Origin of the sequence: Dactylosporangium sucinum (genome assembly GCF_014647515.1) — a bacterium.
Classification (GTDB): Bacteria; Actinomycetota; Actinomycetes; order Mycobacteriales; family Micromonosporaceae; genus Dactylosporangium; species Dactylosporangium sucinum.
Genome location: NZ_BMPI01000001.1, coordinates 242,926 through 254,453, shown reverse-complemented (window position 1 = coordinate 254,453; position 11,528 = coordinate 242,926). Strand labels below are relative to the sequence as shown.

Annotated in this window: 10 protein-coding genes and 1 pseudogene; 2 read left to right on the top strand and 9 right to left on the bottom strand. The window is 70.1% G+C overall.

Going from position 1 to position 11,528, the window contains the following annotated elements:
* Nucleotides 1-21: 21 nt before the first annotated feature.
* Nucleotides 22-744, top strand: a pseudogene (locus tag IEZ31_RS55965) (AfsR/SARP family transcriptional regulator); the annotation flags it as partial.
* A 579-nt stretch (nucleotides 745-1,323) separates the two neighbouring features.
* On the opposite strand, the gene IEZ31_RS00810 reads toward IEZ31_RS55965, so the two are convergent.
* The 9 genes from IEZ31_RS00810 to IEZ31_RS00770 form a co-directional block, all read right to left on the bottom strand.
* Entirely contained in the window at nucleotides 1,324-2,112 is a 789-nt protein-coding gene (locus IEZ31_RS00810) for an oxidoreductase (protein WP_190247791.1), read from the bottom strand.
* A 127-nt stretch (nucleotides 2,113-2,239) separates the two neighbouring features.
* The gene (locus tag IEZ31_RS00805) at nucleotides 2,240-3,037 is read right to left on the bottom strand and encodes an alpha/beta hydrolase (protein WP_190247713.1); all 798 of its coding nucleotides are present in this window, start codon (nucleotides 3,035-3,037) and stop codon (nucleotides 2,240-2,242) included.
* 250 nt (nucleotides 3,038-3,287) lie between these two features.
* Nucleotides 3,288-3,989: an SDR family NAD(P)-dependent oxidoreductase gene (locus tag IEZ31_RS00800; protein ID WP_229833884.1), complete on the bottom strand. Its 702-nt coding sequence runs from the start codon at nucleotides 3,987-3,989 to the stop codon at nucleotides 3,288-3,290.
* Entirely contained in the window at nucleotides 3,989-5,404 is a 1,416-nt protein-coding gene (locus IEZ31_RS00795) for an MFS transporter (RefSeq protein WP_190247712.1), read from the bottom strand. The genes IEZ31_RS00800 and IEZ31_RS00795 overlap by 1 nt, the downstream gene beginning before the upstream one ends.
* Entirely contained in the window at nucleotides 5,394-6,581 is a 1,188-nt protein-coding gene (locus IEZ31_RS00790) for a hypothetical protein (RefSeq protein ID WP_190247711.1), read from the bottom strand. Before IEZ31_RS00790 ends, IEZ31_RS00795 begins: the two co-directional genes overlap by 11 nt.
* Nucleotides 6,578-7,750, bottom strand: coding sequence for a hypothetical protein (locus IEZ31_RS00785; RefSeq protein WP_229833882.1), 1,173 nt, complete (start codon nucleotides 7,748-7,750; stop codon nucleotides 6,578-6,580). The genes IEZ31_RS00790 and IEZ31_RS00785 overlap by 4 nt, the downstream gene beginning before the upstream one ends.
* A 40-nt stretch (nucleotides 7,751-7,790) precedes the next feature.
* On the bottom strand, nucleotides 7,791-8,549 hold the full coding sequence (locus IEZ31_RS00780; protein ID WP_190247709.1) for a hypothetical protein: 759 nt from the start codon (nucleotides 8,547-8,549) through the stop codon (nucleotides 7,791-7,793).
* Nucleotides 8,550-8,557: 8 nt separating this feature from the next.
* Nucleotides 8,558-9,109 (bottom strand): CGNR zinc finger domain-containing protein, encoded by a 552-nt coding sequence (locus IEZ31_RS00775; RefSeq protein ID WP_190247708.1) that lies wholly within the window; start codon nucleotides 9,107-9,109, stop codon nucleotides 8,558-8,560.
* Nucleotide 9,110: 1 nt separating this feature from the next.
* Entirely contained in the window at nucleotides 9,111-9,959 is an 849-nt protein-coding gene (locus tag IEZ31_RS00770; protein WP_190247707.1) for a creatininase family protein, read from the bottom strand.
* A 223-nt stretch (nucleotides 9,960-10,182) separates the two neighbouring features.
* On the opposite strand from IEZ31_RS00770, the gene IEZ31_RS00765 reads away from it, so the two are divergent.
* Nucleotides 10,183-11,520 carry an ABC transporter substrate-binding protein gene (locus IEZ31_RS00765; RefSeq protein WP_190247706.1) on the top strand — a complete coding sequence of 446 codons (1,338 nt, stop codon included), beginning with the start codon at nucleotides 10,183-10,185 and terminating at the stop codon, nucleotides 11,518-11,520.
* The last annotated feature ends 8 nt before the right edge of the window (nucleotides 11,521-11,528 follow it).

Sequence of the window (11,528 nt, the reverse complement as noted above, 5' to 3'; positions counted from 1 at the left end):
AGCGCGTTGACGCGCGAGCGGATGTGGTTGACGGTGCTCGGCCCGGTGCGGGCCCGGCTGGGGGAGCGTGAGATCGACCTCGGCAGCCCGCAGCAGCGGGCCCTGCTGGCGGTGCTGCTGGTTCGCGCCGGCCAGCCGGCCAGCCTGGCCGAGATCGTGGACGCGATGTGGGGAACGGAGCCGCCCCTGAGCGCGGTCAACGCGGTACACCGTGGGGTCGGCGGGCTGCGCCGGGCGCTGCAACCCGGCCTGCCCAGCCGCGCCGCCGGGCGGTGGCTGATCCGCTCCGCCGGTGGCTACCGCCTCGCGGTGGACGCGGAGGCGGCCGACCTGGTGCGGTACCGATGGCTGGTCGGCCGAGCCCGGGCCGCCGACGCCGGCAGCGCTGCGGCGGCGGGGCTGTTCGCCGACGCCCTCGACCTGTGGCAGGGCCCCGTCGCCAGCGGCGTCGGCCCGCAGGTGCGGGCCCATCCGCTGTTCGTCGCGGTGGAGCGCGAGCATCTCGCGGTGGTGCGCGCGGCGGCGGACGCGGCGCTGGCCGCGGGCGTCGCCGACCGGCTGCTGCCCGCCGTGGCGCGGGCGGCCGACCAGGCGCCCCTGGACGAGCCGCTGCAGGCCCGGCTCGTGCTCCTGCTCGCCGCAGCGAGCGGCCCGGCCGCGGCGCTGGAGCACTACCAGCGGGTGCGCGTCGGCCTGGCGCAGGACCTGGGCCTCGACCCCGGCGTGGCGCTGCAGGCGGCCCGAGACCAGGTGCTGCGGCGCGCGGCGCGGCCGGGCCCCGGCGCGGAGGCCGGCCCGCCACCGCCGGCCCAGCTGCCGGCCGACCTGCCCATCTTCGTCGGCCGCCGGGCCGAGCCGGCGCAGGCGCTGGCGTCGCATCCGCCGCGGGCGGCGGCGCCCGACGCGCTCGTGATTACCGCCATCGGTGGCACGGCGGGCGTCGGCGAGACGTCCCTCGCGATCCACTGGGCCCACCAGGTGGCCGGCCGGTACCCCGACGGCCAGCTCTACGTGAACCTGCGCGGCTTCGACCCCGCCGGCCCGCCGGTCGCGCCCGGCGAGGCGCTGCACGACATGCTCACCGCCCTCGGCGTCGGCCGCCAGGAGATCCCGGCCGGCGCCGACGCCCGCGCGGCGCTGTTCCGCACCCGGGTCGCCGGCCGCCGGGTGCTCATCGTGCTGGACAACGCCCGAGACCTGGCGCAGGTGCGCCCGCTGCTGCCGGGCTCCGCGGGCTGCCTGGTGATCGTCGCCGGGTCACGCCGACGCCGAACCGGTTCGCGTCCGGCCGGCCGGATCGGGGCGGCCGCCGGCCGGCTGAGCTCAGAGGGTGCTGACCAGCCCGCCGTCGATGGCGAAGTCGGCGCCGGTGACGTTGGCCGAGCGGTCGCTGGCCAGCAGCAGCACGAGGTCCGCGACCTCCTCCGGGCGGGTGAACCGGCCCGTCACCGCGGCGCCGGCGGCCTGCCGCGCGACGTCCTCGGCCGTGGGACCGCCGGCGCGGGCGACGGTCGCGGCGACCCCGTCGGTGCCGAGCCACAGCCCGGTCGAGACCGGCCCCGGGCTGACGGTGTTCACCCGGACGCCCCGCGGACCCACCTCCTTGGACAGCGCCTTGCAGAAGCTGGACAGCGCGGCCTTGGCGGCGCTGTAGTCGATGACGAGCGGGTCGGGCAGGACGGCGTTGACGGAGCTGACCGTCACGACGCTGGCCCGGCCGCGCTCCAGCAGGTGCGGGAGCGCCGCGCGGGTCGTGCGGACCGCGGCGAGGAGGTTGATGGTCAGCGTCGCGGTCCAGTCCTCGTCGGTCACCGACAGGAAGCCGCCCGTGCGGGGCTGCACCGCCCCGACGTTGTTGACCAGGATGTCGAGGCCGCCGGTCAGGGCGACGGCGGCGTCGACCAGCCGGGCCGGGCCGTCCGGCGTCGACAGGTCCGACGGCACGACGTGGACCGCCGCGCGCGCGGCGAGCTCGGTCAGCTCGGGGCCGGCCGTGCGGGCGGCGGCCACCACCGTGACCCCCTCCTCGGCGAGCCCCCGGGTGATGGCCAGGCCGATGCCCTTGCTCGCCCCGGTGACCAGGGCGGTCGTACCTGACAGGTGCAGGTCCATGCGCTCTCCTTCGGTCGATGCTGGCCGCCGGTCCGGCGGCAGGACGCCCAGCCGACGGGGCCCTGCCGCCGAGGCTCACTGGACGGCGCGCGGCGGCGGCGATGAGCGCCGTCGCGGCCGGTGGCCCCTACAGGCCGTTGCGACCGAGCCAGGACAGGCAGGTGTCGGCCACCTCGCGCCAGCCGTGGTCGATCGTCAGGGAGTGGGCCCGGTCGGGGAAGTCGATGAGGTCGGTGACCGCGTCGGAGTGACGGTACTGCTTGAGGGTGGCGCGGGTGACCGTCTCGGGCACCGTGTGGTCCCGGCCGCCGCTGATCAGCAGCAGCGGGCCGCGCATCTCGTTGGCGGTGTCCACCTTGGCCGGCGAGTGCGGGTCGAAGTTCGCGGCGGCCGCCTCGAACAGGGGCTTGCCCGGAGCCGGGATCGTCCAGCGTGTGTACAGCTCCAGCGACTCCTCCTCGGAGATGGCGTTGCCGAAGGCGTACCGGAACTGCTCGGCCGTCAGCGTCACGGCCCGGTGCCTGTTGGCGGGGTTGCGGAACACCGGCAGCGTGGAGCGCAGGGCCGACAGCGGCAGCGGCAGCACGCCCTTGATCTGGGCGGCGTCGATCGCGACGGCAGCGGCGGCGAGGTCCTGCCCCAGCAGTTTCTGGGCGATCATGCCGCCGAACGAGTGCCCGACCAGGATCGGCCGCTCGGCCAGCCCGTCGATGATCTTCGCATAGTGCGCGACGACGTCGTCGATGCCGTGGTCGGCGATGGCCTCCGGGTCGGCCCGGGCCTCCTCGACGGTCTCGGGGTCGCCCGGCCAGCCGGGCGCCGCCGGCTGGTAGCCGGCCGTGCGGAACAGGTCGATCCACGGGTCCCACGAGCTGGCGTGCAGCCACAGACCGTGGATGAACAGGACGGTGCTACCGGTTGGCATGTCGGCTCTCCCGATGCGTGGGTTTCCTGACGGGCTCACGCCAGCACGTGTCCGGCGGTGAGCATGAGGTCGACGGCCGCCGTCGGCTGCGAGGCGGCAACCGCGTGCGAGCCGGCTGCGAGGTGTGCGCGCCCCTCCTACGGTCGGCTGCTCAGTACCGTAGGCCGTGCCCAGTGGGCATTTTGTGGAAGAAAACTTGGCAGCTTCGGTGCGCTCTGGCGGGCGCGGGCAAGACGGAACCAGCGAGGCGTCAGTACGTTGCCCGTCCGCCGCTGATGTCGTAGACGGCGCCGGTGGAGAAGCTGCACCGGTCGGAGGCGAGCCAGGCCACCAACTCCGCCACCTCCTCCGGGCGGCCGAGCCGGCCCATCGGGATCTGGCTGGTCAGCCCGGAGAGCACCGCCGGTGCCGTGCGTTCGTTCATCGGCGTCCGAATCACGGCGGGCGCGATCGCGTTGACCAGTACCCCGGTCGTCGCCAGCTCCTTGCCCAACGACTTGGTCAGTCCGATTACGGCCGCCTTGCTCGCCGAGTAGGCGGACAGCTTCGGGTTGCCGTCCTTGCCGGCCATACTGGCAAAGTTGACGATCCGACCCCACCCCCGGTCGCGCATCGCTGGAACAACCGCGCGGCACAGGTTGAAGGTGCCGGTCACGTTGACCGCGAACGTCTCGCGCCATTCGCCGTCGCTCACCTCCCACAGCGGCTTGTTGGGCCCGACGATGCCGGCGCTGTTGACGACGATGTCGACCGGACCGACCGCCGCGACGGCCCGGGCGACCGCGTCCGGGTCAACGACGTCGACCACCACGTCGGCACCAGCCGACACATCGAAGCTGATGGCGTTGATGCCGTCCTGAGCGAGGCGGGCGGCGCAAGCCTGACCCAGGCCGCTTGCCCCGCCGGTGACGACGGCAACCCTCGCGCGCGTCTCTTCCACGTCATCCTCCACTATTTGAACCGCCCATCGATGAGCGCCCCGCCCGGCAACAATCCACTGTGGACCCTGAGGCGGCCCACGACGACGGCGGCCAGCAGGGCAAGGGCCGCCATGGACAGCCCAATCGCAGCGAAGGCGGCCGAGTATCCCAGCAAGCCACGAGTCGCCAACCCGACCAGGACTCCGGATGCGCCGGTGGTGAGGCTGCTCATCGTGGTGTCGGCAACTTGCAGCGCGGATGCGTCGGCGGCTCGGTCATGCTCGGTGGTCCGTTCGAGCACCAGCACGTTCGCGGTCGGTATCGCGAGGCCGAGGCCGAAACCGGCCAGCACCCACATCGGGTTCATCAGCCAGCTCATCGCCGTCGGCTGGCTGAGCCAGATGAGGGACGCATTCGCGCAACAGACCATCATGAGCCCCCAGCGCGCCAGTCGGATGCGACGTCGGAGGGCATCGGGCCCGGTCACGCGGCCCAGCCACCACGAACTGATCGCACAGGGCAATCCCGCGCAGGCGAGCGGAATCGAGGCCTGCAAGGGACCGAGGCCATGCTGCGTCGCCATCATCAGCGGCAAGATCGACTCGACACCGAAGAACGCCCCAGCCGTCAGGCCGCGCAGCGCAACCGGCGCACCAATCCCCGGCCGGGCGGTCGCCGTGCCCCGTGGCAGGAGCCCCCGAAGTCCCCAGGCGAGGGCCGCGACCCCCACTGCCGCGGCCAGCAGCGTAGCCGCGCCAGGATGTTGTGCGCCGCGCTCGACACAGCCGATGCCGATTGCGACGGCAACGGCGCTGCGGATGCGGGACGGGTTGGCGTTGCCGGTCCGGGGCGCGGCGGGACGGACGGCTCGCAACGCAGGCAGCAACAGTGCCGCTGCTGCTACCGCGACCGGAACGAGGCCGAGGAATACCCATCGCCAGCCGATGTGCTCGGTGAGCGCGCCGGACATGGTCGGGCCGACGATACCCGGTATCACCCAGCAGAACGAGATCACCGCGAACAGCCGTGGTCGCAACGCCTCCGGGAACAGGGCGCCGACCATGACATAGACGGTTGTCATCAGGCCGCCGCCGGCGAGACCCTGGATGACTCGTCCGGCGATCATCGGGAGCATCGCCGTCGCGGTTCCGGCGAGCAGAAGGCCGGCGATGAACAGCGCCGCCGCGGTGAGAATGGTGACGCGCACGCCATGTTTGTCGCAGAGGTACGCGGCGCTCGCCATACCGATGACACTGGTGGCGAGATACCCCGTGAACACCCATCCGTAGTCGGCGAGACCACCCAGGTCGCCGACCGCGCTGGGCAGCGCGGCCGCTACACCCATCCCTTCGAAAGCGTTGAGCGAGACAAGCGCGCAGATGCTCCAACTGGCCAGTCGGTACGGGCCTCGCAACAGTGACAGGCGTGACTCGCTGTCAGGTCCCATCTGATGCCGCCTGGACGACACTCACGATCCGTTCGCCGATCTGAGCGCCCTCACCGGCCGCGAGTCCCAAGGGGTTGACGATCAGGACGTTGCGCCACGCGTCCTGCTCGCTGAGCTGGATGCGCGGCGTTCCCCGGTCCAGTTGCCGCGCAACCTCATCCGCGCTGATCGCCGTCGCGGAGAAATCGATCGCAAGGGTGGTGACATCCATGAACGTGTTGTGCCCGCGAGTCACCCGCAAGGTGTCGCAAGTCGTCAATGCCCGTTCGCACGCGGCGAGCTCGGCCGCATAGTGGCCGGCCCACCGATCCGGTTCCGCGACATGCTCGCAGACCGCGACGAGCAGGCCGATGATCTGTTCGCGGCCGACCTTCATCCCGCGACCGATGCCCTCGCGCCCCCCGGTCGGCCACAGCCCGGTGACGTCGGAAGCCTGCCACGTCGCCTCTCGCAGGTCCATGTCCAGGTGGTGCAGCGCCACATCACGGACGAGGTCCGCTCGCCCGCACAGCACCCCGGACGCCTGCGGGCCGCGAAACGACTTGCCTCCCGAGATCGCGACCAGGTCCGCCCCGTCGTCCAGCAGCTGCCGCAGCCGGGAGATCGGCGGGATGTAGTCGGCGGCGTCGACGATCACCGGGACACCCGCGGCATGGCTCAGCTCGGCGACTGTCCGCAACGGCAGCACGTCCCCGTTTCCGCCGAGGCGGTGGAGCACCGCCGCGACCGTGTCGTCAAGCTCCCGCGCGAGCTCGTGCGTGCGCGTCGAGTAGGGATATCCGATCTCAGTAAGGCGCAGACCCACCGCTGTGATCGCATGGTCGTAGGGATCGCGGTGGGCCATCTGCACGATCACGCGGGAGCGCGCGCCGGTGATCGGCAGCTCGTCCACGCCGCGAGAGTCGCCTCCGACCGCGCAGACCGCCGCAGCCAGCGTCAGTCCGGCAAATGCCCCGCTCGTGACGTATGCGGCCGGGACGTTCAGCAGGCGCGCGAGCTCGATCCCCACCGCCTCTTGGAGTTCGTCCATCCGGACGTTCGTGGCCACCGCCCAGCGCATCGCCTCAATCACCGTGTCGGACAGCGGCAGGCCACCAAGCCTCGTCACCGGGCCGAGCCCGTTCACCACGGGCCGCAGGCCGAGTTCCCGGTAGGAGAACGCGGTGGGGACGCTCATGGTCGGTCTTCGTCGATGCCGGTGTCCGGGATCGCCTGCGGCGCGATGTAGTTCAGCGACAGGTGCGGTGTCGGGACCAGCCGCTTCTCGCGGCGGGACCTCAGCGCGGCCTCTATCATTCCGGTGGTCAGCAGCGTCCGGGTCACCGGATACGGGCTGATGCCGGTGAGCACGAGGGATTCGATCTGTCGGACCAGGAACGTGAAGTGCCCGTGGTCGGGCTCGTCGAGCCAGGGTGATGTCACGACCGTGTTGTCGGGACCACGGACGGCGATCGCGGCCCGGTAGGCGTGCAGATCAAAGTTCACCACCGTCAGCGAGGTGCCGTCGACATACTCGATGAGGAACAGGTCGTTCGCGCAGCTGCGGGCGAAGCCGATCGGATCGTCGGTGTCGATGCCCAGGGCGCCGACCGCGGCGGCGAACAGGTCCGAGCCGCCGAGCCGTAGCACGATCGCCGGCTCCACGGCCGCGCCGGTCACCGCCGTGACGGTTGCGACACCCGTTTCGCCGCCGCTTCGGCGTTCCAGCAGCGCCTGGGCGAATTCCAGATCGTGGAAGCCATTCATCTCGGTCGGCCGGCAACCGGGCTCGGTCGCCGCGATTCCCGCGACGACAGCCTCGGAGATCGGCGCGTCGTAGGGCCAGTTCGCACCGGTGGGGGTGCGCCAGGCGAGCGGCAGGGACGAGCCCGCGAGGAGCGGGATGCCCAGCCGTTCGGCGTCGGCAACCATGCTCGCGGCGTCGGTGAAGCTCCACGCCAGGTGTTTGTCGACGAAGATCGGCACGGTCCGGCCGCCCGCGACCATGGCCGCCACACTGGCGTCGAACATCCGCCGCCGAGGGTAGAGCTTCTGTTCGAACTCGCCCCATCCGTAGTCGCCGTGCTCGCCGATGATCAGCACACCGTCAACGTTCACGCCTGACCCGCCGAGGGAGATCGCTTCGCCGACGGACTTGAACATCGGAATCCCGTGGGCGCGCAGTGTTTCCGTGCCGATGTCGGTGCGTGAGATGGGCTCGAAGTCATGCGAACCGAGCTGCTCAAGGTACACCGACGCCACCTCGATCCGCGCCTCCTGGTGTGCGCCGCCGAAGCGGTACCCGTCCAGCAGACGCCCGACGATCACATCGGCATGGGAGCCCTTGAAGTAGACCGTGCACAGCACGGCGACGCGCGGTCGGTTGCTCATGATTGTTCTGTTCTCCTTATGCCGTCAGCATCGCGCGTGCGGAGAGGCGTTTGCAGCCGAGCTCGACCTCCAGGTCGACCACCGGTGGCCGGGCGGGCCAGTGGTGCAGTCCGTACTGGGCGATGGAGCCGAACGTGCCGGTCAGCACGGACTGCAGCCAGTCCGGAGGCTGCGCGACGTACACGTCGACAATGCGCGCATCGTCGGTGGAGCGGCCCAGTGCGCGCAGGCGCTCGGCGAGCTCACCAGCCACGAAATCGACCTTCGCGCGCGTGCCGGCCATGCTTGTGTCGCGGTAGGCGACGGTGTTCTCCGGACCGGGCGCACCACGGATCTCGGCCACCCCGGACAGCACGAAGTCGGCGCCGTCGGCGGCGGGGTCCGGCTCCACGATCTGCACCGCGCGCACCGACGGCTGGTCCAGCAACGACGCGACGGGCGCCACGTTCGTTCGGGTCAGCGGACTGGGCTCGCCCTCGCTCAGGGGGTAGTAGCGGCCGAGCAGATCGAGGTAGTACGCGTTGAAGGACGCGAAGCCCTCGGGATCAAACGGCACCGGCGACCGCAGGTCCACACCGGCCAGGGCGTCCCAGCCCCAGCCGTGGGCGGCGAGTTCCCGCCCGACCCGATCGAAGGCGATCTCAAGTGGCTGCGGCGTGGCGAACTCCCACTCGACGATCCGGAAGCCGGCCTCGACGGCCAGACCGTTCGAGAACGTCGCGCCACCGGGCAGGTACCGGTAGGCGCCACTTCGATGTGTGACGGGTTGGGTCATGTGTGCTCCTAGCTGCGTTGGCGTGCGCGGAAGGCGGCGGCGTTGACCCGGTTGCCACAGGTGCGGCTGTCGCAGTACGCCCGCGACCGGTTGCGAGAGAAGTCGACCAGCACCCGGTTGCAGTCCGGTGCCGCGCAGACGCGCAAGCGGCCCGCCTCACCGGCCACGAGCAGGAAGGCGAGCGCCATCGAGCAGTCGGCGTTCAGATGTTCGGCCAGCGATGCGTAGGGCGGGAAGAAGTGCAGGTGTACGCCGAGGTCGTCGTGCTCGACGACGCGCGGTGTAACAGTCGCGTTGGCGAGCGCGTCGTTGATCAGTCGATTGCGGGCCTGGTCGTCCGGCGCGACGAAGATCGCGGCCAGCCGGGCTCGGACGCGATGCACCGGCTCGACATCGGCGTTCGTCGGAGGCGCCACCTCGGTGATGATCCGCTCGGTGACGAATCTGCGCAGCGCTTCGGCGTCGGGCAGCTCCTCGGTCCCGCTCACGTTCGGGCTGGTGTTGACCAGCGTGGTGATGGTGCCGAGCACATGGTCGAGGTGGTGCCGCGAGGTCACCATGTCAGCCCTCCGCGGGGGAACTGGAGATGAACGCACGAGCAACGTCGCTTCCGCCGGCCGGTGTGGACCGGTGGAACTGCACGAGGAACTGGGCGACGACGGCGACGATCTCGTCGACCAGGACAGCACCGAGTTCGGCCGTGGCCTTGGCTGCGTCGTCCGTTCGTCCGTCGCTCGCCTCCCAGAGGCCCGATCGGCGGATCGACGCCCCCGGGATGTCCGGGCGGCCAAGCGGTGTGCACTCGGTGGGGTCCGTCGCGCGGCGGTTGAGATGGACGAGGTCCGGCTCCAGCGCGAGCATCAGCGATGTCTCGAAGTGTCCGGCGTGACCCGGGGAGACGAACCCGTGCGCACGTAACACGTCGTCCGCGAGGACCCAGTACGACGCCGCGGCGATGTGCACATCGAGCCGTTCCTCATAGACGATCCGGTCTACGGCGAGGCGGATGGCGGAGTCGTTGCCGCCGTGGCCGTTCAGCAGCACCACGCTGCGGTACCCCTCGCGCACAGCACCGCCGACCAGGTCGCACAGCAGGTTGACGTAGGTCGAGGTGGTGAGGCTCAAGGTGCCGCCGAAGGGCAGGTGGTGGTGCGCGCAGCCGAACGGCAGCGTCGGCGCGACCAGGACGGGCACATGCCCGGCGGCCAGTCGGGCGGATCGGTGCGCGATGGCGCTCACGCACGCGGCGTCGGTGCGCGTCGGAAGGTGGTGGGCGTGTTGTTCGGTGGAGCCGAGGGGAACTACGAGCGTCGTCGCGGCGGCGGCCGAGTTCAGCTCGTCACGGGTAAGTACGTCGAACGCGACGGTCTCCGGGGGGACCCGCTCAACGACGTGGACGGGGGCGCGCATGCCGCAGACCATAGCGCACGTAAGCGCCGTAGTCATGTTTGCTCATGTGCCGAATTTCGTAAGGACCAAAGGGCATTTGCTCGTGCTTGACGCTCCTACCCTGGCGCCTTATGTTCTCCGTACTCAGCAACCGTGCTTACGGTCATGACGCGGGGCGAGGTTCGTATCCGGGTGCACCTGAGGAGCTCAGTTGTTGTCAAGCAAGCCTTAAGGAGACAGACCTGTGAAGAGACGCTCCTACCTCGCTGGCGTCGCCGCGCTCGCGGCGTCGTTGGCCCTGACCGCGTGTACCGACGGCGGCACCGAAGACTCATCCGAGCCGCTCAGCGGCGCCGGCAAGACCCTTGTCGTGCAGGGGAGCGCCTACTTCCTTCCGGTCTTCAAGGAGGTCGGCGCACAACTGCAGCAGCAACTGCCTGGTCTGCAGATCAGGTACGACGAACTGACCGGAGAGCAGGAGACCTCGACCAACCTGCAGGTCGTCACCTCCGACGCCGCTCCGGACGTGGCGGACATACCGACCAACCTGCCCCCGTACCGGACATTGCTCAAGGCCAAGCAGCTGATCCCGCTCGACGACGTGTGGGCGGCCGACGACCTGGAGAACGGGTATGGCAAGGACTTGGCGAACTCGCTCAAGGCCAGTGACGGCCACCCGTACGTCGTCTCCTACAGCCGCACCCTCTACGGCGTCGTCTGGTACAACAAGGCGATCTTCTCCAAGCTCAACATCTCGGTCCCGGCCGACCACCAGATCGCGACGATGGCCGACCTGCTGACGATCACCAATGCTCTTCGTGCCGGCGGGTTCCAGCCGCTGGCGGCCGGCGGTGCGTCGAACTACCACCTGACGTGGATTCTGGACAGCCTGCTGCCGACCTCGGCGACGACGGATCAGCTGAACAACTTCGTCAACAACTTCGACGCGAAGGTCCCGATCACGGTCGACTACACCGACAAGTCGTTCACCGCTGTGCTCGACCGGCTCAAGGAGATGTACGACAACAAGGTCTTCCAGGACGGCACCCTCGGAATGGATTCACCGACCACGAACGCGTTGTTCGCCTCGGGCAAGGCCGGGATGCTCATGGGCCATGACCTGTCACCGACAGGCGCAAAGAAGACGAGCAAGACGGACCTGGATCTGGACTTCCTGTTCCTTCCGCCGATCAACCCCGGTGCCAAGACGCTCCCGGTGAACTACGCGGGCAACACCCTCGCCATCCCGAAACAGGCGAAGAACCCTGCCATCGCGAAGGAGTTCCTCAAGCTGTTGATGAACAAGGAGAACCAGGCGAAGGCGATCAAATGGAGCGGCGGTGCCGCGCCCGCTATCGACCTGCCCACCTCGTTGCTGACCGAGGGAAAGCCGGCGAACGAAATGAGTCTGCTCAGCTACGGCGCCGCGAATGGGACCCGCGACGGGTGGGCGTCGATCGTCCCCGCCAAGCTGGGAACGACCGACCCGTACATCGAGAAGCTGTTCACCGGCGCGATGAGCTCCGCGGAGATCGGCAAGGCGTTGAACGGCATTCGGGATGAGCTCAGGTCGAGTTCCTGATCCTGTGC